The 25,103-nt window shown below is 53.2% G+C and carries 21 protein-coding genes; 1 reads left to right on the forward strand and 20 read right to left on the reverse strand.

The window, feature by feature from the left end; all coding sequences use genetic code 11:
• Position 1 precedes the first annotated feature (1 nt).
• From urtB to ABA45_RS14360, 20 genes are all read right to left on the reverse strand, one after another.
• On the reverse strand, positions 2-1,606 hold the full coding sequence (gene urtB / locus ABA45_RS14265; RefSeq protein WP_048387163.1) for an urea ABC transporter permease subunit UrtB: 1,605 nt from the start codon (positions 1,604-1,606) through the stop codon (positions 2-4).
• A 107-nt stretch (positions 1,607-1,713) separates the two neighbouring features.
• Entirely contained in the window at positions 1,714-3,012 is a 1,299-nt protein-coding gene (gene urtA, locus ABA45_RS14270) for an urea ABC transporter substrate-binding protein (RefSeq protein WP_048387165.1), read from the reverse strand.
• Between the two features lie 251 nt (positions 3,013-3,263).
• On the reverse strand, positions 3,264-4,817 hold the full coding sequence (locus tag ABA45_RS14275) for a diguanylate cyclase domain-containing protein (protein WP_048387168.1): 1,554 nt from the start codon (positions 4,815-4,817) through the stop codon (positions 3,264-3,266).
• Between the two features lie 165 nt (positions 4,818-4,982).
• Entirely contained in the window at positions 4,983-5,840 is an 858-nt protein-coding gene (locus ABA45_RS14280; protein ID WP_048387170.1) for an ABC transporter permease, read from the reverse strand.
• Positions 5,837-6,718 (reverse strand): ABC transporter permease, encoded by an 882-nt coding sequence (locus tag ABA45_RS14285; RefSeq protein WP_048387172.1) that lies wholly within the window; start codon positions 6,716-6,718, stop codon positions 5,837-5,839. The genes ABA45_RS14280 and ABA45_RS14285 overlap by 4 nt, the downstream gene beginning before the upstream one ends.
• Positions 6,715-7,866 (reverse strand): ABC transporter ATP-binding protein, encoded by a 1,152-nt coding sequence (locus ABA45_RS14290; RefSeq protein ID WP_048387174.1) that lies wholly within the window; start codon positions 7,864-7,866, stop codon positions 6,715-6,717. Before ABA45_RS14290 ends, ABA45_RS14285 begins: the two co-directional genes overlap by 4 nt.
• A gap of 21 nt (positions 7,867-7,887) precedes the next feature.
• Positions 7,888-8,961 (reverse strand): extracellular solute-binding protein, encoded by a 1,074-nt coding sequence (locus tag ABA45_RS14295; RefSeq protein WP_048387177.1) that lies wholly within the window; start codon positions 8,959-8,961, stop codon positions 7,888-7,890.
• Positions 8,962-9,077: 116 nt separating this feature from the next.
• On the reverse strand, positions 9,078-10,211 hold the full coding sequence (gene zapE / locus ABA45_RS14300; protein WP_048387179.1) for a cell division protein ZapE: 1,134 nt from the start codon (positions 10,209-10,211) through the stop codon (positions 9,078-9,080).
• Positions 10,212-10,226: 15 nt separating this feature from the next.
• Positions 10,227-10,892: an AbiTii domain-containing protein gene (locus tag ABA45_RS14305; protein ID WP_048387181.1), complete on the reverse strand. Its 666-nt coding sequence runs from the start codon at positions 10,890-10,892 to the stop codon at positions 10,227-10,229.
• A 195-nt stretch (positions 10,893-11,087) separates the two neighbouring features.
• A complete protein-coding gene (locus ABA45_RS14310; protein ID WP_048387183.1) occupies positions 11,088-11,399 on the reverse strand; it encodes an AzlD family protein in 312 nt (103 codons plus the stop codon).
• Positions 11,396-12,076 carry an AzlC family ABC transporter permease gene (locus tag ABA45_RS14315; RefSeq protein WP_084708359.1) on the reverse strand — a complete coding sequence of 227 codons (681 nt, stop codon included), beginning with the start codon at positions 12,074-12,076 and terminating at the stop codon, positions 11,396-11,398. The genes ABA45_RS14310 and ABA45_RS14315 overlap by 4 nt, the downstream gene beginning before the upstream one ends.
• Positions 12,077-12,237: 161 nt before the next feature.
• On the reverse strand, positions 12,238-13,545 hold the full coding sequence (locus ABA45_RS14320) for a short-chain fatty acid transporter (RefSeq protein ID WP_048387187.1): 1,308 nt from the start codon (positions 13,543-13,545) through the stop codon (positions 12,238-12,240).
• A gap of 214 nt (positions 13,546-13,759) precedes the next feature.
• Entirely contained in the window at positions 13,760-14,659 is a 900-nt protein-coding gene (locus ABA45_RS14325; protein WP_198146989.1) for a LysR family transcriptional regulator, read from the reverse strand.
• Positions 14,660-14,693: 34 nt separating this feature from the next.
• Entirely contained in the window at positions 14,694-16,379 is a 1,686-nt protein-coding gene (locus ABA45_RS14330) for a dipeptide ABC transporter ATP-binding protein (RefSeq protein ID WP_053076198.1), read from the reverse strand.
• Positions 16,379-17,623 carry an ABC transporter permease gene (locus ABA45_RS14335; protein ID WP_227506044.1) on the reverse strand — a complete coding sequence of 415 codons (1,245 nt, stop codon included), beginning with the start codon at positions 17,621-17,623 and terminating at the stop codon, positions 16,379-16,381. Before ABA45_RS14335 ends, ABA45_RS14330 begins: the two co-directional genes overlap by 1 nt.
• 2 nt (positions 17,624-17,625) lie before the next feature.
• Positions 17,626-18,810 (reverse strand): ABC transporter permease, encoded by a 1,185-nt coding sequence (locus tag ABA45_RS14340; protein WP_053076199.1) that lies wholly within the window; start codon positions 18,808-18,810, stop codon positions 17,626-17,628.
• Positions 18,811-18,946: 136 nt separating this feature from the next.
• Entirely contained in the window at positions 18,947-21,013 is a 2,067-nt protein-coding gene (locus tag ABA45_RS14345) for an ABC transporter substrate-binding protein (RefSeq protein WP_048387194.1), read from the reverse strand.
• Positions 21,014-21,180: 167 nt separating this feature from the next.
• Positions 21,181-21,999, reverse strand: coding sequence for an alkaline phosphatase family protein (locus ABA45_RS14350; RefSeq protein WP_048389121.1), 819 nt, complete (start codon positions 21,997-21,999; stop codon positions 21,181-21,183).
• A 281-nt stretch (positions 22,000-22,280) separates the two neighbouring features.
• Positions 22,281-23,165, reverse strand: a complete 885-nt coding sequence (locus ABA45_RS14355; RefSeq protein WP_048387197.1) for a ZIP family metal transporter — start codon at positions 23,163-23,165, stop codon at positions 22,281-22,283.
• Positions 23,166-23,335: 170 nt separating this feature from the next.
• Positions 23,336-23,806 (reverse strand): winged helix-turn-helix transcriptional regulator, encoded by a 471-nt coding sequence (locus ABA45_RS14360; RefSeq protein WP_048387199.1) that lies wholly within the window; start codon positions 23,804-23,806, stop codon positions 23,336-23,338.
• A gap of 139 nt (positions 23,807-23,945) precedes the next feature.
• Here ABA45_RS14360 and ABA45_RS14365 point away from each other — a divergent pair, with 139 nt between their 5' ends.
• Positions 23,946-25,058 carry an NADH:flavin oxidoreductase gene (locus tag ABA45_RS14365; protein WP_048387201.1) on the forward strand — a complete coding sequence of 371 codons (1,113 nt, stop codon included), beginning with the start codon at positions 23,946-23,948 and terminating at the stop codon, positions 25,056-25,058.
• Positions 25,059-25,103: the final 45 nt, after the last annotated feature.

Here is a 25,103-nt window from a genome sequence, read left to right on the forward strand (position 1 = left end):
CTTACCCCTCCGCTGCACGGCCTTTCTGGGGGAACAATCCCCGAGGCCGTTTTTGAATGAACAGGATGATCAGCACCAACACCAGAATTTTGGCCAACACCGCGCCCACCCAAGGTTCCAGCAGCTGGTTGATGGTGCCAAGCGTCAATCCCGCCAGCAGCGTGCCCCACAGATTGCCCACGCCGCCGAACACCACCACCATGAACGAATCGATAATGTAACTCTGGCCCAGATTGGGGCCAACGTTGGTAATCTGTGACAAAGCCACCCCCGCCAGGCCGGCAACGCCAGAACCCAGGGCAAAGGTCAGAATGTCGACGCGGGTGGCTTTTATGCCCATGGAGCGGGCCATGGTCCGGTTTTGGGTAACCGCCCGAACTTCCAGCCCGAGGCGGGTTTTGCGCATAATCAGCATCAGCCCGGCAAACACCACCAGCGCAAAACCAATCACATAAAGCCGGTTGAGCGTCAGTGACAAAGCTTCGTTGATCATCACCGAACCACTCATCCACTCCGGTGTAATTACCGTGCGGTTCAGCGGGGAAACCACTGTGCGCACCAACTGTTGCAGAATCAGGCTTACACCAAAGGTGGCCAGCAGGGTTTCTAGCGGGCGACCTTTCAGGTATTGAATAACGGTGCGTTCAATCACCACGCCGGCCAGTGCCGCCACCATAAAACCGGCAGGAATGGATAAAATCAGCGCCAGGCCCGGCTGGCCCGGCAGCAGCTGCTGCATGCCCCAGGTGGTGTAGGCACCCAGCATAATCAGTTCGCCGTGGGCCATGTTGATCACGCCCATTACGCCAAAAGTAATGGCCAGGCCGATGGCAGCCAGTACCAACACCGAGCCCAGCGACAGGCCAAAATACAGGGTTTCAGCGGCGCGGTTCAGCGTCAGTTTTTGTTCGATGCTGTCCATCGCTTTGGTGGCGGCGGCGACCAGCTCCGGGTTATCGCTGCGCATGGCTTGTTGCAAGGCAGCGCGGGCTTGCGAGTTCAGGCTGCCAGACAAGGTTTCAACCGCAGCCAGATCGCCCTGCTCGGCCACACGGTAGATGGCCAGTGCTTCCGTGAGTGCGGCGCGAACCGGCGCACTTTGTTCGGTCTCAATAAGGCCCGGCACACGTTTGGCCAATGCGCTGTCTACGCTGCCTTTCAGGGTGCGGGCGGCGGATAAACGGCTGCTTTGGTTAGGGCTTTTGAGGTCAATCACAGAAAGGATGTCTTCCAGTTCGCCACGCAACGCGTTATTGACGCGAATGGTGTCGATGTCCCGGCGGGAGAACTCGCCCAGATTTTCGCCGGTCAGTGCGTTTTGCACTGTCCAGTCTCGGCCGCGATTGTCGGTCACGATGATGAATTGCCCGCTGGATTCAATGCGGGCCAGTTTGTTGCTGGCAAACGATTCCAGCCAGCCTCGGGCGCGTTCGTCGCCGCTGCCTGCAATGCGATTAACCACGGCTTCTTTGTCTGCAAATGACGATTCCGCCAGTGCCGTGAGCAGTTGTTGCGCTTCGGTGTCTTCCACCTGAGCCTGGGTGAAACCCGGCCAGAGCAGAGAACAGACAAGCAGAAGCTGACTGAGCAATCGGGTGCTGCCCATGGTTGTGTCCTGTTTTTATTTAAAAAAAAGAGTTCAACAAAACGTGCTGTTGTAAAAAAGCGGACGAGGATCAACCCCGCCCGCGAAAAGGTATAACCGTTTTGACCTTACTGAGCAGCCACTGCCGCTTTGCCGCCACAGGTTCCACTAACCACGTTGAAGTTTCCGCAGGACATCGGCTTGCGCCAGTCGCTGATCAGATCTTTTGAGCCTGGCAGGAAATCAGACCAGGCATCGCCCACAACCGTTGACGGCGTTTGCCACACCACGGAGAACTGACCGTTGTCTTGAATCTCGCCAATCAGCACCGGCTTGGTGATGTGGTGGTTGGGCATCATGGTGGCGATGCCACCGGTGAGGTTGGGCACAGCAACGCCGATAATGGCGTCTTTCACTGCGTTCACGTCGGTGGTGCCGGCTTTTTTCACTGCTTCCACGTACATGTTGAAGCCAATGTAATGGGCTTCCATCGGGTCGTTGGTGACGGCATCTTCCTTACCGGTGTAAGCAACCCAGGCGTCAATAAATTCATAGTTGGCGTCAGCATCTACGCTCATGAAGTAATTCCAGGCCGCCAGGTGGCCGACCAGTGGGCCTGTATCGATACCCGACAGCTCCTGCTCACCCACAGAGAAGGCAACTACCGGAATATCAGCGGCATTAATGCCCTGGTTACCCAGCTCGCGGTAGAAAGGAACGTTGGCGTCGCCGTTAATGGTGGAAACGACCGCGGTTTTCTTGCCGGCACTGCCGAATGCTTTAATATCCGACACAATCGCCTGCCAATCAGAATGACCGAAAGGCGTGTAGTTAATCATGATGTCTTCGGGGGCCACGCCTTGGGCTTTCAGGTAGGTTTCCAAGATCTTGTTGGTGGTGCGCGGGTACACATAATCGGTACCGGCCAACACCCAGCGCTCAACGCCGATGTCGTTCATCAGATAGTTAACCGCAGGTATTGCCTGCTGGTTGGGCGCTGCGCCAGTGTAGAACACGTTTTCAGACGACTCTTCGCCTTCATACTGAACCGGGTAAAACAGCAAACCGTTAAGCTCTTCGATAACGGGCAGTACCGACTTGCGTGATACCGAGGTCCAATTGCCAAAAATCACGTCGACCTTGTCTTTTGCCAACAGCTCGCGAGCTTTTTCAGCAAACAGCGGCCAGTTAGACGCAGGGTCAACCACCACCGGCTCAAGCTGGCGGCCCAGGATACCACCCGCTGCGTTCTGTTTTTCGATCAACATCAGCATGGTGTCTTTCAAGGCGGATTCGCTGATGGCCATGGTTCCGGAGAGGGAATGCAAAATACCAACCTTGATGGGGTCCTCCGCAGCGAGGGCACTAAAAGAAATGGATAGCGCCAGTGCAGAGACGGCCAGTTTCACATGTTTTCTGATGCTCATTTCGTCTTCCTTTGCGTCTTGATGGATTGCGCTGTTGGTCAGCAACACATCCCTTTCTCTGCATGGAACGTTCCAACCATGACCATTCACTCATAAATTCAATACGTTAAGGCGCAAAAGACGAGTAAGGCAGAATACAATTGAAACATTTTGTAAGCGCAACGCACCAAAATATACGCAGTCAAAAGCCCCGTGCTCACAATTGGTGCGTGCGAAGGCCTGCAAGGTTAGATTGAAAAGGTATGGAGGGGTTATTTCAACCCAGTAGGTTTCGGAAGGGGTGAGTGCTCAGCCGAAAAGAACCGGATATTATTGTTGCCGAAGCTTTTGGCAGCATACATTGCACTGTCGGCATTTATGATCAAATCCAAGGCACTGTCCCCGTCAGCAGGAAAAGTGGCAATACCCAGCGATACGCCTATCTGGACCACCTCCCCCAGAATCTCTGTGGGCTCATTAATCGAGGCAACAATACGATTCGCGACATCGGTAATTTCGTCTCTTCCCCGCGGATTGTTAAGGAGAAAGATAAACTCATCGCCACCCACACGGGCTACGGTATCGGAGCTTCTCACCAGCGCCAGCAACCGTTTCGCCACATCTTTTAACAGGTCGTCTCCAAACTTGTGACCCTGTTGGTCGTTTACCAGCTTAAACCCATCAAGGTCGAGAAACATCAGTGCAAAATGGCTCTCTTCGCGATTGGAATGGAGCACTTTTTGGCTAATCCGGTCCATCAGCAAGGTTCTGTTGGGCAAGTCGGTCAAGGCATCGTGAAACGCCAAATGCCGGATGTGCTCGTCTTTTTTCCAAAGCGCCGTAATATCACTGAATACAGAGACATAGCGCATGGGCTCGCCGACCCCATCAAGCACCACACTGATGGTCATGCGTTGCAGGTAAAGCTCGCCGTCTTTACGGCGGTTCCATATTTCGCCATGCCAGCGCCCCTTGGCATCTATTTCCTCCCACATGGACGCATAAAACGCCTGGCCATGACGGCCGGAGTGCAGACTATGAGGCGTTTTCCCGACAGATTCCTCAGCGGTATAGCCCGTAATTTCGACGAACCCTGGATTAACCGATAAGATCACGCCATCAACATCGGTAATCAAAACACCATCAAGCGTGTTGTCGAAAACACACGCCGCCAGCTTGAGCTTTGCCTCGATCTCCTTCAGAACCGTTATTTCGTTGGCCTGAATAGAGAACCCCCGAACCGTACCACCGGCTTCAAAGTCTGGAATATAGTGCCCTATAATATGCCCGACACTGCCATCGGCTTTGATCAGAGTGCGCTCAAAGCGTTGCGGTTTGCCCTCTAGCACCGCACGAATATGGGGCTCATTCAGAGCATACAGTTGCTCGCTGACCAAGTCCTGAAACCGAATCCCGATAACGTCTTCGGGTGGCATGCCAAACCATTCAATGAACGCATTGTTGGCAAAGCGGCAACGTAAACCCTTGTCCCAATAGCCCATCATATTTGGCGCACTATCAACAATGGTTCTGATGAGCTGCTCGCTCTTGATGCTCGCCTCTGATACGGACTCAGCCTGTTTGAGTGCTTTTTGGATACGATGAGTAACGTGGATACGGTGAGCAATGAATGGGCAGGTAATGGCAAACGTAGCCATCACCAGAAAATAAAAGCCATGCTCAATAACAGAATGGGTTACGGATAAAGGCCATATTTCAATGCTTGCGATCAAGCTAACAACGGCGAGTATAACGAAAAAATATTTGCTGCAGGGTGAAGCTATTACCGCGTTTAGCCAAGGCCGATGTGTTTTTTCAACGATCATGTCTTATCTCTAAGTGCAGGCATACTATTTCCCAACGGCGTCTATGGCGACGCAACCCTCGGCTTTGACCACAAAGTTAGCACACCTTGCGGGCTTTGGATGTGAATAATAGGTAGGGAACAAATCAAAAAATGCAGCCTTTCACTGCATCTTGTAATGCGTAGATTACGGCTTGGCCGGGCGCTGCACGAATAGTGAAACCAGCGCCAAACACGCGGACCCCACCATCAGCAACACCGACACCGCGTTTAATACCGGTGTTGAGCCTTCCCGCAGCCGGTCAAACATCGCAATGGTCAGAGGGGCATCGGAGCCCACCAGCATCAAAGTCGTGTTGAAGTTTTCAAACGACATTAGAAATGCCACCACGCCGGCACCAAACAGCGCGGGTTTCAGAAACGGTAGGGTAACGGTGGCAATGGCGGTCAAGCGGCTGGCGCCAAGGTTCATGGCGGCTTCTTCCTGGGTAATGTCGAATTTGCGCAGGCGTGCAGAAATCACCAGGGTGGCAATGGTGGTAAGGAACGCAAACTGCCCCAGTGTGACCAAAACCAGGCCCGGGCGCAGGGCTTCTACTTCATAACCAAACTGCACCTCAAACCAGTTAGCCACGGTGCTGCTGAACACCAGAATGGATACCCCGAGTATCACCCCCGGTATCACCAGTGGCATCAGCATCAGCACGTAAAGAAAGTTCTTACCCGGAAACTGTTCGCGCTCGAACAAAAAGGCGTTGCAGGTGGCCAGTGCCAGACTGGCCATGGTGGTGACAATGGCCACCTGAACACTCACACCAATACTGTCGAGCAGGGCGTCATCGTGAAACAGGCCGAGCCTGGGATCGCCCTTACCCAGATACCAGTCCCAGGTGAAACCATTCCACGGCAGCGACGGAAATAAGGCGTCGTTAAACGAGAACGCCGCCACAACCACCAAGGGCGTGATTAAAAAAATGAAAAACAGCGTTACATAACTCAGGTAGGAAACCCGAAAGAAACGGCTGCTGGGAATAGAAGGAATCATGACATCACCCGTGTAAACGACTGCCTGGTGATTTTCAGGCCCAACCAAACGATGAGTGACGAGAGTATCAGCAGCAAAATGCCGAAAGCGGCGCCCTGCTCCCAGTTAAAGCGGGTAATAAACTGGGTGTAGATCTGCTCGGTAAACCACAGGCTGGATTTGCCGCCCAGCAATGTTGGGGTCAGGTAATTTCCGAGCGTTAGCATAAACACCACAATGCAGCCGCTCATAATGCCAGGCATAGCGTGGGGAATCACAATACTGCGCATCACGTTCCAACTGCTGCCACCCAGGTCGTATCCGGCTTCAATCAGGCTGTTGTCCAGGCTGTCGAGGGTTGTCACCAGTGGCACAACCATAAACAGCATGGAGGTGTAGATCAGCCCCACCATAATGGCAACGTCGTTATAGAGCATTTCAACGGGTTGGTCCGCAAGCCCGAACCATTGCAGCGCGCCGCTGATCAGACCGGTTTCCCGCAGGAGTATCATCCAGCCGTAAGTACGCACCAGTTCGCTGACCCAGAACGGCAGCAGGCACAAAATGAACAACGCAATCCGCGGCCTGCCGGTGAGTACTTTGGCAATGTAAAACGACACCGGGAAGGCAATGATTAGCGTCAGCACGGTGGCAAGGATAGACATCACCGCGGTGCGAACAAAGGTATTCCAATACAGAGGTTCGGTAAAAAACGCGGTGTAATTACCAAAACTGAAACCGTATTGCCGGGAGGCAATGCGCTCCCGCAGCGACACCAGCACCATATCGATGTGCGGCAGAATAATCAGCAAGCTGAGCCAGAGTACGATAGGCGCCAGCAACAGCCAAAAGCCCAGGCGGAATTGGGTACGGTTGAAGTTGCCGTTTGCTTTGCTCATGGCGTACCCAGCGGCTTCGTATCCGCGGGGGCGGCGAAGCAGAGGCACTGACTGGCTTGCCAACTGACATGCACCGATCGGCCCGGCTCTAATGCCTGAAAGTCTGCGGTCTGCGGCAGCGCTACTGTAAGCTCGGCGCCTTCGGCGGTTTCCACCTGAACCCGGCTTTGTGCGCCGTCAAACAGTACGCGCGAAACGGTGACGGCCAGGCAATTGTCTTGTTCCGTTGCCGGCCTGGATGTGCTGATTTGCATCACTTCCGGCCGAACAAACAAGGTAATGGGTGAGCCCGCCAGCAACGGTTGGTTGGCGTGGCTCAACAAGCGTACACCCTGCTCGGTCACAACGGTGACAAGGTCGCCAGACTGCGACTGTACCTTGCCTGCGTACTGGTTGCTATCGCCAACAAAGCCTGCCACAAAGGCGGTTTTCGGCTGGTAGTAAAGCTCTTGCGGCGTGCCGACCTGCTCAAACCGGCCCTTATTCATTACCGCTACTTGGTCAGACATAACCAGTGCTTCAGACTGGTCGTGGGTGATGTAAACAAACGTGGTGTTGAACTCGCGCTGCAACCGTTTGAGCTCAATTTTCATTTGCTCGCGCAGTTTTAAATCCAGAGCGCCTAACGGCTCATCAAGTAACAACACGGCGGGGTTTAGTACCAGGCAGCGGGCTATGGCTACACGCTGTTTTTGCCCGCCAGAGAGCTGATCAATGCGTTTGTCGCCATAATCGGGCAAGTGAACCTTGGCCAGCACTTCGTCAATCAAGGTGGCGTGTTCACGCTTGGGAATGCCTTTGCGCTTCAACCCATAAGCAATGTTTTCGGCCACCGACATGGTCGGAAATAGCGCCAAGTGCTGAAACACCATATTAACCGGCCGCTTGTTCGGCGGCGTGTTCAGCACTGACTTTCCTTTAATCAGAATGTCACCGGAATCCGGTTGCTGAAAACCAGCCAGCATCCGCAGCAGCGTTGTTTTACCGCAGCCAGAGGGGCCAAGGATGGAAAAGAACGCCCCGCGAGGGATACTGAATGACACCCCGTTGACAGCGGTAAACTCACCAAAATGTTTGCTCAGCAGGGCGCAGGCAAGATCTTCCTGCGCCCCCGCATCGGCACTCGATGCGCATGCTTGATCTGACATAGACAACAACCTTAATCGAGCTTAATTAGCGGCTTTCACCCGATCGAGTACCTTGCCTTCCATTTCCTCCAAACCGGCAGGAACAGGCGGGTACCAGTTGATGTTGTCCAGATCCACTTCTGGAAAGCTCTGTTTGAACTGGGCTTTCAGTGTGTCATTCACAAAATCATCACTGCCTTTGGACGCCGTAAAATTACCGGCAGACTCGGTAATACGAGCCGCAACTTCGGGCTGCATCACAAAGTTGATCCACTTGTAAGCGGCGTCTTCGGCCTTGGTTTTGCGCGGCAGCACAAAGGTATCAATCCAGCCCAGCGCACCGGATGCGGGCGCCACAAACGTGATGTCCGGGTTTTCTGAGTTAAGCTTCCAGCCACCCGCATCCCAGGCCATAGCCGCAGACACTTCGCCCGAACGCATCAGGTTCAGCAAGGCGTCACCGCCGGACCAATAGGCTTTTACGTTGCTCTTACAGGAGACCAGTTTTTCTTCCACTTTATCCAGAACGGCCTGGTATTTTTCCATATCGCCGTAAGCTGCGAACGGGTCTTCACCGAGTGCGAATGCAAAACCAATCAATGTGGGACGCTTCAAGCGATAAGACACAGAGCCACTTAACGAGTCATCACACAGATCGGTGTAATCTTTCACCGTGCCTACGGCCTCGCGGTTAACGATCAGGCCACTGGTACCCCAAACGTGCGGAACACCGTAAACCTCGCCTTCAAATTCGGTGTTCTTTTTAGTGGCTGCCAACATGGAGGGAATGATCTTTGCCGTGTCGATTTTGCTCAGATCCATCGGCTTATAAATATTGAAATCCGCCTGGGCGCTTACAATGCGGTCCTGGCTTGGCTGGGCCAGGTCAAAGCCCGCGCCGCGTGTGGCACGCAGCTTTGAAATCATGTCTTCATTGTTGGAGAGGGTTATTTTAACTTCAATGCCAGTTTCTTTCTCGAATTGCTCAACCACATCCTGTGGCGCGTAACCGCCCCACGTCAGCAGCCGCAGTGTTTCAGCCTGGGCCGACATCGAAAGCGTCGCTGTTACCGCAGTAACCAGTGTCAAAACCTTGAATTGATCCAGAAATTTCATGATTTGGCCTGTCCTTGTGAACAATGAAAAACAATGAAGAGCAACTTACAAGCCTTACTGTAGTGGGTTACAGATTTTTGACAAGTCATTGATTCGCCTCAGTTGCATTTAGCGTTTCAAGAACTACTTTCGAAGCTTACCGCAGACTGCCCAAATCGCCGAAACTGCATTTCTTGCAGGCGGCTAAGGGCGCGGCGAAACGGGAACCCCAATGCGCCCCGGTTGTATAGCTGGTTTAACGGCACGGCCGCGCTCAGGTACAGCGGAATACTGCGGTCGTAGCACTCATCTAACAGCGCAATGAATCGGCGCACGCCGTCATCCTGGCGCGACAGCGCAGGCAACTGGCGGTCTCCGGCGGCAACCTGCGTTACGCCATCTTCGGTGCCACGGGCAATCGCCGTTTGTTGCCCAGCGCCTGTGAGTTGGGGCACGTCGCTCAAAAAAATATGGGAGAAACAATCACACATCTCGATAAAATCTTGTGCAGCCAGTGGCTGCTCACATAGATCGTTATAGCGGCACCACAGCAGGCGCTCGCTGCGCCGGACCACCTTGATGTACCAATGGCCCAACAGCACCGGTTGGCTATGGGTTTGCTCGCCGCTAATGAGTAACTCTGTGAACGCCGCCTCCAAAGCCTGGGGCTGGTTAACCCAATAGCGTTGATGGCTTTGGCCAGGATGTAACCGATGGTCTTGGCCGCCATCCACGCTCACAACCTGCATCTGCTGGTTGAGTGCGGTAATAACCGGCAGCAGTCGTTCACGATTGAAGCCATCTGCGTACAACTCATCCGGTGGCTGGTTTGACGTTGTCACCAATACCAACCTTTGCGCAAGTAATTCACGCAATAAACCACCGACAAGAATGGCATCGCCAATGTCACTGATGAAAAGCTCGTCAAGGCACAACACCCGTGCCTCGGCCGCCAACTCCTGCACCAAAAGGCGCAGCGGATTTTCCTGCCCGGTTAACTGAAACAAGCGCCGGTGAACCCAGCGAATAAAATGATGAAAGTGTTGTCGCCGGGCAGGCACGGCTAAAGCCTGATGAAAACGATCCATTAACCAGGTTTTTCCACGCCCCACCGGCCCCCAGAGATACACGCCTTGAACATCCGGGTCGCCTGATTGCAACTGTTCATGGCAGCGCTGCAAACTCAAAGCAGCCCGTTGCTGAGCGGGGTCCTCTTTAAAACCCGCGGCCAGTGCCTGCTGGTAGGCCGCATAGGGGGAAAGCATCGTCATTCAGGTTATTTTTCCTCAGCTCGCGCGCCCGAACATTCTGTCGAAGAAACCGGCGGTTTTTATCTCTGGCATTGGCAAGCTGTCTGCTTCGGCCGTTGCCTTGCGCCAGAACGTCTGCGGATCGTCTAGCTCTGCCACTAACGCCCGCTGCTCCGCCGTGTAATGGTTATGTTCGCCGGTCAAACCCTGCGCAATCAGAGCTTGTGCCCAAAGGTAAAGGGTGCCGCGAACGATTTTGAGAATCTTGCTGTATTCCTCGCGACTTACATTAATCGCAAGCTCCGCACTCAGGTTGATTTGTTTCTGAAGAACGGCGGTTATCTCTTTACTCAACTGTATCCGTTTACCGTTGCCTTTTTTGCTGCTCAGGCAGAACTGTTCCAGATCTTTGATGCCTTCGGTCAGGTCCAACCGGCCAAAGTCCGTTGTTTGCTGCGGGTTCACTGGCGCTGGAATCCAGCCATATTGGGGAGATTTTGCAACAATATGGCCGGGCAAACCGCGGCGATATGCCGGTGCAGCATCCGCATTCTGATAGCCGTCAAATTCAGTCCTTAACCAAGCCGACATATTCCTGTGTCGCAGCATCATGGCAAAGGTGATCGCTGAAGGCATAATGCCTTCGAGCAACTCCGACGAATCCTGAGTTCGTTCCTCAAGCTGGGCAGCAGATACTGACATGATATCCCCTTAAGCAGCCGGTGTGTTCTGTTCCAACCGCTAGATTTTGTTGTTTTTAACACCGTTCGTTTTATCGTATATCAGCATTAAAAAGTAGCCAAAAGACGGGTCGCCCACTGTTGTTAAAGGGTTGTTGATTTGTAACATTGCGTAGTCGTCGCGGCCACGGACTCGGTAGAACTCGACGCGGGGGCTTTAAAACAGATACCGCACAGCAGCCGCGGCGAAGACACCGGCCGCAATCGCTGGCAAGGGTTTTTGAAGGACCAGCATAGTTACAGCGGTTACTGACAAAGCAGCAAGCGCCCCTGCGTCGCCCCCAAAGGCCATGGGCACGATGATAGCGATAAGCACAGAGCTGGCCATGGTGTTAATAAAGCTCTCTATCCGAGGGCTTATCCGCACGAAGGACATGATAAGCACGCCACCAAAACGGGTCGCCAAGGTTACCAGCGTCATGATCAGTATCAGTACCAGAACGCCTGTTGTGGTGGTTTCAATGGTCACGTGGGTGTTTCCCCGGCCGTCTCTTTTCCCGGTTTTTTCTCAAGCCAGAAAAACCCGACCACACCGCCAGCAAGGGCGCCTGCGACAACGTGTGTGTTGGCAGGCAGCCATTTCCATGCGGCTAACGACGCCAGCGCAGCCAGCGCCCAGGCAACAAGAATTCGCGGGCTCTTCTTCCCGCCTAAAGCCATGGACAGAAGAAAGCAGCCCAAAACCATGTCTAACCCCAGGTTCTTCGGATTCTGCAACAGCCCGCCAAAGTAGACACCTAACCAAGTGCCTAAAATCCACGCCAGCCAAAGCACCAGACCACCGCCCAGAATTACCTCCAGGTTACGATTACCTCTTTGGTAATCCTGAGCGGCTATTGCCCAGTTAGCGTCGGTAAGAACCAGAAGCAGGCTATAACGTTTGGCCGGCGCTACGTCTTTCAACATAGGGTAAAGCGACGCGCCCATCAGCAGATGCCGGGAGTTGATCGCAAACACCACGACCATAACAGGGATCACCGAGACCTCGGCGCCCCACATATCAAGCGTGGCAAACTGCGAGGCCCCGGCGAACACCAGGGTACTCATCAGAATAGTGTCTAAAGGGGCCAGCCCTTTCTGCACCGCCGCCAAACCAAACGCAGCGCCAAACGCCACCACAAATAAGGAAATGGGGAGCATCCGCATAAGCTCGGAGCGAATCCGGGTGGGCTGAAAACGGTATGGATACAACGTGCTTTTCATAGGCGCAGGCTAAGTAGGTTTTGAGGGCGCGTGTGTCAGTCGTTTTTCTACAAGCTGAACCACAACCTAGAGCCACTATGCCCCAGGTTGTCATCAGCACGGCTTTAGAGCCAGGTAAGACCCACGCTGATAATCACGCCGGTGATGATCAGCAGCATCAGGCAGTATCCCATAATGTCCTTGGCTTTAAGCCCTGCAATGGCAAGAACCGGTAATGCCCAGAAAGGTTGCAGCAGGTTGGTCCATGCATCGCCCCAGGCAACGGCCATAGCCACGCGCGGGATGCTTGCGCCAAGCTCTTGAGCTGCAGGCAACATAACAGGCGCTTGCACGGCCCACTGGCCACCGCCGGAGGGAACGAATATGTTGACCAGCCCGGCACTGATGAAGCTCCAGAACGGCAAGCTCTCGGCTGTCGCGATGGATACAAAGCCTGATGAAATGCTCGCAGCAAGGCCCGAGGCCGTCATTACGCCCATAATACCGGCGTAGAACGGAAACTGAATAACAATGCCTGAACCGCCTTTAACCGCTTCGTGCAGGCTATCAAGCAGGCGTTTTGGCGTCTGGTGCAGGATAACGGCCAAGAACAGAAACATAAAATTGACGATGTTCAGGTTCAGGCCGCCACCGTCCATAAAATACTGAAAAATAAACGCTAACCCGCTAAAACCAATCAGCCAGGCCAATACCCGGCTGTTTTCCAGATGATCTGCCGGGCGTTTTATAGAAACGCTGGTGTCTGGTTCATCATTCAGTATTGCTGGGTCTACGTACACGCTGTCTTCTTCGCTCGGCAACATCAGGCGATTTACCAGCGGAACAACAATAAACAGCGCCCCGATGATGGCAAGGTTGAAGAATGCAAAAATGGTTTCGCCAGAACCGATAACGCCAATAATATCCTGACTAAAATGGCCTTCGGTTGCTATAACCAGCGGAATTGAGCCGGCAAGACCCCCGTGCCAAACAATAAAGCCGGAGTAGGCGCTTGCGATCAAAAGTGGATAGTGAACCCTGACTTGCCGGGCCAGAGCCTTGGCAAAAAGAGCGCCCACAACTAGGCCGAATCCCCAGTTAATCCAGCTTGCAATAAGCGCTACAAAGGTGACCAGAATAATAGCTTGGCCCGGCGTACTGGCCAGTGCGGCAACGCGGTTCAGTATTCCCCGAACAAACGGCGTGCTCGCCAACATGAACCCTGTAACCAGAACAAGCAACATCTGCATCGAGAAGGTGAGCAGGCTCCAGAAACCGTCGCCCCACATTTCAATTACTGCCATTGGACCGTGACCTTCGAACGCCATAGCGGCACCAAAAGAGACCAGGGTCAGGATGATGACAAAGATGTACGGATCTGGCAGATACTTATCGACCAGACTGACCATTGGCCGGGCGGCTCTATCGAGCATTGATATTCTCCTTGTTTTTTTATTCATTTACTTATTTATTTACAAAAGCTTAGGTTTTTCTGAGTCTGAATTCAAGGAATAAGTGCAGTACTAATGATTCGGGAGCTTTTACCAAGTGCAGAGGCGCTTCAACGGTCATTCGCCTTGGGGTAGATCCACGTAACGGCAACACTCCGATGGCGACGGCGAGTGGCGCTTGCAAAAAATGACATTGTTATAACTCGCTAAGCTCTGACAAAGCACCACAGCGCTGCTCAATCGCCAGATGAATAAAATCACGAATCCCCGGCAGGTTTCGGCGATTTTTCATCCACACAACATGCTCGATGACGTCATCCGTGGCTTCGGTAACCGGCAGCACTTTCAGCCGCGAGTCAGAACTGAAATCCTGCTCCAGCGCAAACCCTACGCCCAATCCATGATATACCGCTTCTGACATATCCAACCGGCCATCCACCACCACATTACCGGACACAGTCAGTTGGTGACGACCAAACAGCTGTTCCAGCGTTTGCTGGGTGTAGGCTTCCGGTTTATAGATAATAAGAGGCTCAGCGGCCAATTCCCTGACTGACACAGCGCTTTTATGTGCCAACGGATGGTCCAGCCGAAGCACGGCAACCAATCGATGGGAGGAAAATGCCAGCCTAGAAAGTTCGCTGTTATCGTTCATTAATGGAAACAAGCCAATATCAACCTCCCGATTCAGCAACAACTGACGACACTCAGAGGTCGTAACGGACCTAATCTTCAGGGTCGTTAATGGAAACCGCCGGCTGAACTCCGCGATCAATGGCATAAAAATAAGGGAAGAGGCATTAGCGACCTGCAGGGTCATCTTGCCAGGGGCTAGCGTCGGATTTGACAACGCATCGATTGCCGCCTCCAGATCATGGTATTGGCGGGTGATCTGATACAACTGATGCCCCAGCTCCGTTGCCCTTACGCTTTTGCTAAACCGCTCCAGCAGTGGTGACATAAAGCGAGATTCCAGTTTACGAATCTGTGCAGTGATCGCAGGCTGGCTGACAGACAGCAAGGCCGCCGCCCGGGTAAAATTACCCGTCTGCAGGGTAGCATTAAAGGCGCGTATTTCCGCCATCGAGTAATTCATGTCAAACCCTCTCAAATTACACTGCAGAAACCGCTTACGCGGGCATACGAGGCAATTCGGGCGACCTGTGCGGACGATTGTCTTTAGCATCCAGCAGCGGAATAGAGCTGATCAGTTTCTGGGTATACGCCTGTTGCGGATTGAGGAAAATCTGTCGCACACTGCCCTGCTCGACCAACTCGCCATGCCTCATCACGCAGACCCAGTCACACAGATTGGCGATCACACTCAGATCGTGAGAAATAAACAGAATGGTCAGCCCCAGTTCCTCTTTTAGCTCTTTCAACAGATTCAGAATCTCGGCCTGAATCGACACATCCAGTGCAGCGACCGATTCATCCGCAACAATAAATTTTGGCTTGCAGACCAGTGCCCGGGCGATGCTGATACGCTGCCGCTGACCGCCGGAAAACGCATGGGGGAAACGGCGAAGATGCTCCACTTCAATATGGCAGCGTTTAGCCACTTCGATCACCTGCTGATCTGTCTCTTCGCGGCTTTTGGTCAGTCTCATTGCTTCCAACGGTTCAGCAATAATATCCCGCACCGTCATCCGTGGATTCAACGAGCTGTAGGGGTCCTGAAACACCAACTGAGCCGTGCGCGCCAGGTGCTTACGCTTAACCGGTTTACCAACGCCAAACGTCACTTTCTTTTCGGTGTTATGGTATTTTACAGTACCACTGCTGATCGGTGCCGCCCCCAGCATTGCCTTACCCAAAGAGGTTTTACCGGAACCACTCTCCCCTACCAGGCCGATAATCTGACCCTCAGGCAAATCCAGGCTGACATTTTTAACGGCGGTAAAAAGCTCGGTCTTTCGCCCTTTACCAAACGTCGAATAGCTGATTGAAAGGTCTTTAACAGACACCAGTGGCTCCGGCGTATGCTTTGGCGCTTCCGGCAGATCCTCCAGATGTGGCAACGCATCCAGTAAGCGTCGGGTATACGGATGTTGCGGCTGAAACAGCACCCGCTCGGCGCTGCCCACCTCAACGACCTTGCCTCGCTGCATCACAGTCACATTGTCTGCGATCTTGGAAACCACCCCCAGGTCATGGGTGATAAACAGCATCGCCATTCCCATCTGCTCCCGCAGCTCCATCATCAGATCCAGCACCTGTGCCTGAATGGTCACATCCAGCGCCGTGGTCGGTTCGTCGGCAATCAGCAGCTTCGGCTTGGTCGAAAGTGCCATGGCGATCATCGCCCGCTGGCGCATGCCACCGGACAGTTCAAACACATACTGATCAAAACGTTTGGCTGGATCCACAATGCCAACCCGGTCAAACAATTCGATTCCGGCGCGGCGGGCCTGATCTTTGCTATAGCCCAAATGGATTTGCATGGTCTGGATAATTTGATCGCTGATACGAATAGCGGGAGCAAAACTGGCCATTGGCTCTTGGAAAATCATCGATACCGCATTGCCTCGCACCAACCTCAGATCACGGCCGCGCAGCTTAAGAACGTTCACATCTTGGCCCTGATGGTTCAGGGTAATCTGGCTGGGGTGCTGGATAACCGCGTTATCCGGTGCCAGGCGCATAATGGTTTTGGCGGTGACCGATTTACCGGAGCCACTCTCTCCCACCAAACCCATCACTTCAGCGGGGCGGATACTCAGACTCAGGTTATCCACCGCACGAACCAGCCCTTCATCGGTGTGAAAATCGATCGTCAGATCGCGAATCTCAAGCAAATTACTGCTCACCGTCATTACTTCTTCTCCGAATAGGGGTCAGCGGCATCGCGCAACGCATCACCGACAAACACAAACGCCATAATCAGGAAAACAAACACGAGCACCGGAAAGAACTGCCATACCATATTCTGTTGGATATCCGGGTCTTGGGCTTTCTGCAGCAGCACACCCAGACTGTTCACCGGCTCAGTCAGGCCTAGCCCGAGAAAACTCAGACTGGTTTCCGCCAGAATCACATAGGGGAAGTTGATCAGCGTATCGACAATGATATAGCTGGTAAAACTGGGGATAAGGTGACGCCAGATAATCCGCCGAGTGCTGGAGCCACACAACCTTGCCGCCAGCACATAGTCCTGGTTGCGCTCGGTCAGAATATGCGTGCGCAGACGCCGCCCCAGTGTGGCGAAGTCCAGCGCACCAATGACTACGGCGATCGCGAAATAACGCTGCACCGGGGTCAGGTCTATTTGTGCCAGCGCTACGGCGCACGCCAGGTAAATGGGAATTGGAGGAATCACTCGCACCGCTTCAGTGATGCTCATCATTATGGTGTCAACCCGACCACCGAAATAGCCACTGACACCGCCAACAAACAACGACACAAACAGCTTCACAATCAGCGCGACAATAGCAATGCTGATGGTTACCCAGACCGCATGAAGTGTGCGGCTAAAAACATCTTTACCGTCTTCATCTGTACCCATTAGGTGGATCTGGCCCTGTTCAACGCCAAACAGATGCCGGTCCGAACGAAAATCCAGATCCAGGCTGCCAACGCTGAGGTCGATCAGGCTGTATTCCCAACCCTTAACAAAAAACTGCACGTACCGCCGATTGGTTTTATCTACCTCGAACTTATTCTGGCTGGAAGAACTCAACGCACCGCTGGAGGTAAACGCATCCAGCGCATCCAGGCCTCCGCCAGCCAGCGCTCTCAAGTCAATTTTGGCGTTCACTTTCTTGTAGGTATAACTGAACGGTCGCAGGGAGAAGCCGTTCTCATCCCAGAAATAGATCATCTGGGGCGCACCACGCCGATACTCGGTATCCGCTCCGCGAATAGTGGGATCGACCGGCGAAAAAAACGGCGCAAAGAAACCCATTAGCACCATGGTGCCGAGTATCCAGGCCGCGACCACCCCGGACGTTTTGCGTTTGAAACGCGCCTTAATCAGCGCCATCTGACCGGCGGTGTAGTACGACTCATCATTCTTGGTTTGCTTCGATTTACGCCCGAAGCGCGCTAACAGTGCATTCATCATCAATTCCCCAATACACTCTTGCGAACCCGCGGATCAATCGCCGCCAACACGACATCGGTCATGAAATTCATACTGATCACCACCAGCGCAACCAGAAACAGAATAGCGGCCGCCAGTTCCTGATCGTTGGTCATGGAGAGTGCTTCAATCAGCAATGCCGCGGAATCGGTCAGCCCGATCACCACAGCTACAATGGGCAGGTCGTTGAACACCCGCTGAAAATCAAAGCCAATAGAATTGAACAACGGGCTGATTGAGTGGCGTACCGGGTAACCAGCCCAGAGCGTCAGGCCATCAACACCCCTGGCACGAGCGGCATCAACATAGAGTTTGTTGGATTCGTCCACCACCAGCGCACGCACGGTTTGTAACTGAAGCGCAGTGGCCGACCAGCCAATCACGAAGATGGGTAACCAGATGTGGCCGAGGAAGTCATAAAACTTGCCGGTTTCAAAACCGTCGGGGCCAAACCAGGGCACGTTGACCCACTGGTCCGAAAAAAGCCCGGTAGGCATCGGTTCACCCGCAAACACGTACAGCAGGATAATGGTCAGTGCCAACAGGAAATTCGGCAGTGCCAGGCCAAGATAACTGATGATGCGCAACAGCAGATCAACTACTTTCTGGAGGCTGAGAACAGCGGTGCCTGCCAGTTGTTCAAGTTTGCTATGTTGCGGATTTTTATCAGTCCACGGCTTATTAATGGTAAACGCCGACAAAATACCAAACGGCACCGCAATCAGATACGCGAACACCAGGCCCGCAATACAGAACATAAAGCTCATCCAGAAACGGTTCCCCAACGCCAGATTCACCGACTGGCGTTTGGCACAGCTGAAGCCCAAATCACCGCGCAAGGTGAGGTTGGTGACCCAGCGCCCCCAACGTTCTGGCAATGACTTGTCCAGCCCCATTCGTACCCGTTCGGCCTGAATATCCGCTTCAGTGATGGTCTCGCCCTGAGTGTTTTTATAGGCAATATATTTCTCTGCACAGTCTCCCGGCAACACCTCCATCAGCGAGAACACAATGCCACTGACCAGCAACAAGGTGGCCAGCGCCAGCAGATAGCGGTTGAACACATAGTTGACATACTGGCTGTCGAGGCCACCCCACCAGAGCAAGCCACCGACACTGAGAAGAAGCCACAACAACCAGGTATCTGATAAGAATTGAGTGATCACGATAAGGCTTCGCTCCAAGCACGCTTAATCTACTGCCAAATATTTAAGCGATTCACTTAAATAACGACTGAAACAACAAGAGATATAACGGGTGAAAGGGAGAGGCCAAGCCCCTCCCTTCTATAGCGTGTTTTCGTTATTGCTTAGCCACAGTCTCAGTCTCAGTGCTCAGGTACCACTGGGTTGGCAAGTATGGATACATGCGGTAAAACTCGTAAGAAGCGGTTTTTGGCAGTTCAAAATTAGACAGTGCGTTGCTGCGATAGACCGGGGCAACTGCTTTCACCGTACCGATGATAAACAGGTCATCAACCACTCTGTCGGCGATCTGCGAGCCAACCTCATTGGACTCCTCCGTACCCGCTTTCAAGGTAACAAAACGATCCGTCAGCTTTTTCATCTCGGCAACGGTAGCGGGCGGCGCAACGCCTTCAGCACCGTTGGTATCCTGGTACTGGGACCACAACATACCGGTACGCAGATCGAAGAAGCTGCCATAGGGCGGCACCAGTGTCTCAACGTTGCTGGCCATACTGACCAGTGGACGGCCAGTCATCCAGTTAACAACACTCAGGTTGTTAGCCGACTGAGAGTTACGGTATTCGTCAGAGGTCACTTCTTTGATGGTGGTTTTAACACCCACGTCGCTCCAGCTCTTAGCCACAATCTCAACCACTTCAGATGGCGTACCCTGAGTCGAATACTGAATGCTTAGCTCAAACTTCTTACCGGAGGGGAGGTCACGCAGACCGTCGCCATTTTTATCCACAACTCCCGCGTTATCCAGCAGTTTACCGGCCTGTTTCTGATCAAACTGAATCCAGCTGTTCTTCTGTTTATCGGTAATGAATGGCGTGGTGTCTGCGTCAAAAGCCGTGTACTGAGCCGGTGTCCCCAGTCCGAAGTAAGCGATCTGATTGATCTGATCACGATCCATAGCAATGGACATTGCGCGACGGAAATTAACGTCGTTAAACACGGCCCTCTTCTCAAGATCTTTATCGGTCAGGTTAAAGGCAAACGTGACCTGGGAAATAGTCGGACGCAGGGCCACGTCATAGTTGCCCTGATCTTTGTTTTCCAGCAGAACCGGCGCCTGCGGCAGGTTAACCGCCTGCGATTTATAGTCCACATCACCGGCAATCAGCTTGGCGGTCTGGATATTCTCGTCACCGATATAAACTTCATTAATCTCGTTGATGTAAGGCAACTGATTACCGGCCGTATCCACTTGGAAGAAGTACGGGTTAGCCACCAGGTGACGTCTTTCAAGGCTATCTTCAACGACCAGATGAGACTCAAGGCTTGGCATAATAGCGGTGTAACCCGCGTTAACCAGGCGCACAGTCGCTGCTTTGTCTTTCAACAGTGGAGTCGGAATATCTTTCCAGTCAGATTGACCGTAATAGAAGTTAACCAGCGCGTACCCATTGTCAAAACCCAGAGACTGGGCCAACTTGTCGGCGTCTTTATTAAACGTCGGATGAAATTTTTCTAACAGGTGCTTGGGCAGGAATGGCTGAGCATAATCTTGGGCAAAGTTATCCAGATAGCCCGGCGCAGGTTCATTCATCACAAACTGAACTGTGGTGTCATCCAGCGCTTCGACTTTCACCGGCTTACCTGCAGAAAGAAAGCGATCTTTCGACTTCTCGATAACATTGCGATCCATCTGGATATTGTTGTACCAGAAGGCAATATCATGAGCGGTGAAAGGTGCTCCGTCAGACCACTTATGGCCCTGACGCAGCGTTACTTTCAGCACCGTGAAATCGGCATTCCAGTCCCAGGATTTCGCAACGTTAGGCACCACCGTCGCTAAATCATCGCTGAACCGGACGAGGTTGACGTGACGAACAGACAACAAATCAGAGGTGCCAGACTCAGTCGCTTTGGAGGTTCCATGCAGCACACCCCCGTACTGACCGATGCTCTGATAAGGCACAATAATCAAGGGTTCCAGCGGCAGGCGCTGGGCCAGAGGCAACAACTCTGCATTGCCGGCAATACGGCTGTTCAATTGCTTGATTGCCGGGTTTTCACTGAAGCTCAGTGTGCAGTCCTGCAGGGTTTCAAATTCGATTTTCTCAAATATGTTTGGGTAGACACCACCTGCATCAGGTCCGGTAACGGGAAGGCACGATGCAACCACTACATTGCTCGCCATCAGTGCTATTGCGCCTGCGATGAAAAGTCTAGACATGGGTTTACTCCTGTCGTATTGACGTTTGGTCTTCAGTTGAGGTTTGTATTTCAGTTGAGTAAGCGTTACCAAGATCGAGCACAGTCGATTACAGCATTCGCAAAACAGCATGCTGCTGTCCCCGGCTGACGGGGTTTCATCCAGATCGAAGATCGCCAGAGTCACTGCTACAACCCGGTGCTTATGAGAGAAGTTGCCACCGGTTTGTTGTGGCCTTTGATACCCAAAAGTTCACAAACAGTGCCGCACAGCTCAAGCTGGCGAGGTGCAGCAGCGGCGTCGTGGGAAAAGGAATCACCTAATACATACAACGGCACTTCACGCTCTTCGGGCAAAATACCGCCGTGGCTCTTGTCGTTATTCATGCCGTGGTCTGCGGTCACCAAAATCTGATAACCAGCCTGCAGCCACTGCAACAGGTGCACCGAAAGGTGAGTATCCGCGTGGCGAGTGGTATTGCGATAATGAGCACTGTCTAACCCGGCCCGGTGTCCGGCATCGTCAATATTCATCGAATGCACTAAAAGAAAATCAGGATCGTGGTGACGGCGCAACCATTCGGCATCCAGATAAAGATGGCTGTCTGGATAGGTGTCCTGGTGATAGAAAATGCCGTGCTGGATCAGCTGCTCCGGATCGTTGGTAAATCGATCCCGCACTGCATCGTAAGGACTGCGGTTATACAACTCGCTAAACCAATGGTACGCCGCTGCAGCCGTCGTCAGCCCGGCCCTACGGGCAAAACTGAAAACACCCTGTTGATCAGAATTACGAATAATGTGGTTGTGAACAATACCGCTGTCCGCCGGGGCAACACCGGTCAAAATTGCCTCATACAAAGGCCGTGACATCGACGGCAACTCGCACTGCATTTTGTACAGTGTTGCCTTGCCCTGCTCCGTTAGCCCCTGCAAAAATCCCATACACTGTTGCGCAGTCTCATAAGCAAGACCATCCAGCACTACCAGTATCACTTTCTTCGACATAGCTTTCACCAGACCAGAGTTGTAAACCATGGCCGAAAGGCTACAGACGAATTGTGAATTCTAGAGGACAGATAAAAGATGTTTTGATGACAACACGCTATAAACGGTTGCAAGGCAAAGATTTGGTTATGGGTTTACTATAGACAAAAAAAAGCGGTCAGCGACAGCAAAGGGAGACTGGCCCACCCCCCCTTCATCCTCGCCTATAGCAACGGCTCGGTCGTTGCGATCACCCTATTCTTGATTCATCGGTGATAGAGCCAGAACCAGAAGCTTGGTGTTCAGAGTGCTGTATCGAGAAGCATCATTAAAACAAACCCGATTATAAGCCCACCCGTTGCCCAGCTTTCATGCCCGGCACGATGGGACTCGGGAATGATTTCATGACTGATCACAAACAGCATTGCGCCGGCCGCAATCGCCAACCCCCAGGGCAGAAGATGAACCGAAAGGCCGATCAAGGCGACGCCCAACAGGGCCGCGACAGGTTCCACTAAACCAGATAGAGCACCAACGCCAATCGCTAACCCTTTGCTGTAACCAACGCTCATCAAGGCCAACGCAACCACAAAGCCTTCGGGAATATCCTGTATCGCAATACCCACCGCCAGGGCCTTTGCACCCACCAGGTCCGGGCCGGCAAATGAAACACCAATCGCCATGCCTTCAGGAAAGTTGTGCAATACGATTGCCGTAACAAAAAGCCAGACCCGCTTAAGCCTTGTTGCCTGCTCAATATTGGTTTCGGATCGGGCGCCGCCTTCAAGGCCTTTGACAAAATGCTCATGGGGCACAACCCGCTCAATCATCAGCAAGCCCAAAGCGCCCAGTATGATGCCACCGCCAACAATACCCCCGGCCAGCCAGGAACCTGCGCCCTGATCAGCGGCAGCGTCCAGTGCCGGTATAATCAATGAAAACGACGTTGCTGCCAGCATAACCCCGGCGCCAAAGCCCATTAGCGTATCGATAAGACGCTGCGAAAGCTGGCGCGTCAAAATGGCAGGAATTGTACCCAGTGCCGTCGCACCAGCGGCAAACAGACCGCCCAGCAGAGCGCCTGTCATGTGCGGATCACCCGCAGCCAAACGCATGTATATGCCGGGCAACAACGCAACGAAACCGCCAATCAGGATCGTCAAAACTACCCAGTATCGCAATGCCATAAACTCACCTTGTGTTCATTATGTCGCCAGCGTGGCGCCCAACGCCTGTAGCTGGAATCCGCAGGCGTTCATCATGCTTGAGTTACGTCATTTTCACAAAACCTGGGACTCTCGCAGAGAGTGCTAAAAAGGCTAACGGGCCAAGCAGAAGGCCTAAGACTTGCAGATTATCAGGCAGAGTCTTTTTTGGTGCCGGGCACCGGCGACGCCGATACGAAAACGTCCCGCACAGTAATAGGCTCACCTTCGGCGTTCTGTACCTGAACCATTTGGATCGGCTGCCCTGTTGTCCTGTCGTGCAAATCCAACGAGGCGTCGTCGGACCCGGGATTCCACTTGTTTCCCCACTGACGCAGGGCAATAACCACCGGAAACAGATCCCGGCCTTTCTCGGTAAGCCGGTACTCGAAGCGGGAGCCGTGTTCGCCAACATCTACTTTTTTCAACACACCGTTGTCCACCAGGCGGGCCAAGCGGTCGCACAGGATATTTTTGGCGATACCCAGCTCTTGCTGAAAGTCCACGAAACGCCGAGTGCCATACATGGCGTGCAGCACAACAAGCAGAGACCACCAGTCTCCTACTTGATTCAAGGCACGGGCGACGGAGCAGTTCGAATCATCAAAACGTTTTTTAGCCATACGTTAAAGTTTACAGAATTCGGTTGCATATTGAAACCAGATTAAATAAAGTTGCGTTAAGAGACCAAATTAGTGAGGTAGCTACTGGCTTTCCCCACCATCCGATTCAACATCGAAATGCTTCAAGGAGTCGTAACGAATGACCATGAACCTGGGCCCCATGTTTGAACCTTTCAACGTTCATAACCTGACACTCCGCAACCGCGTTGCCATGGCACCCATGACCCGGAGTTTCTCGCCCAACGGCGTTCCCGGCGAGAACGTGGTTGCCTATTATCGGCGCCGTGCCGAAGCCGGTGTGGGCCTGATCATTACGGAGGGCACCACCGTGAATCATCCCGCGGCCAGTGGTTATCCCGATGTACCCACTTTTCACGGTGTTGATGCGCTGGCAGGCTGGAAAAAGGTAGTCGATGCCGTGCACGAAGGCGGTGGCGCTATCTTCCCGCAGCTCTGGCACGTGGGCTCTGTGCGCAAAGAAGGCGCAGCGCCAGATCCCTCGGTTCCCGGCTACAGCCCGTCAGGTCTGTTTGCGCCCGGCAAGCCGAGCGGCAGGGCAATGAACAAAGAAGACATCGATAATGTTGTGACCGCGTTTGCCGACGCCGCACAAGACGCCAAAGCGCTGGGATTTGACGGCGTGGAGATTCACGGCGCCCACGGTTATCTGCTTGACCAGTTTCTGTGGGAAGGCACCAACCAGCGAGATGACGAGTACGGCGGCAGCATGGAAAACCGCCTGCGTTTCGTGGTCGAGATTGTGGCAGCGATTCGCCACCGTGTGGGCCCCAAATTCCCCATCATGCTGCGTTTTTCCCAGTGGAAGCAGCAAGACTATGGCGCAAAACTGGTGCACAGCCCGGAACAGCTCGAGCAGTTCCTCAAGCCGTTAGTTGAAGCCGGTGTGGATATTTTTCATGCCTCAACTCGCCGTTTCTGGGAACCGGAATTCGAAGGCTCTGACCTTAATCTTGCAGGTTGGACTCAGAAGCTATCGGGCAAGCCCGCCATGTCTGTTGGCAGCGTTGGCCTGACCGAAGATTTCATTAGCGGCACTATGGCCAGCAAGCAAGAGTCGGTTGAACAGTCGGGTATCGACGAGCTGGTAAAGCGCATGAACAACCACGAATTCGAGCTTATTGCTGTCGGCAGAGCACTGCTGCAAGACCCGGAATGGCTCACCAAAGTGAAGGAAGGGCGACTTGGCGAGGTGGACGATTTCGCCCGTAAATCCCTCACCAAGCTTTACTGAGTCTAACCAAAGCATACCCTCTCTATGGCAGAGAGGGTCAAATCA

The sequence above is a fragment of the Marinobacter psychrophilus genome (genome assembly GCF_001043175.1).
GTDB lineage: Bacteria > Pseudomonadota > Gammaproteobacteria > Pseudomonadales > Oleiphilaceae > Marinobacter > Marinobacter psychrophilus.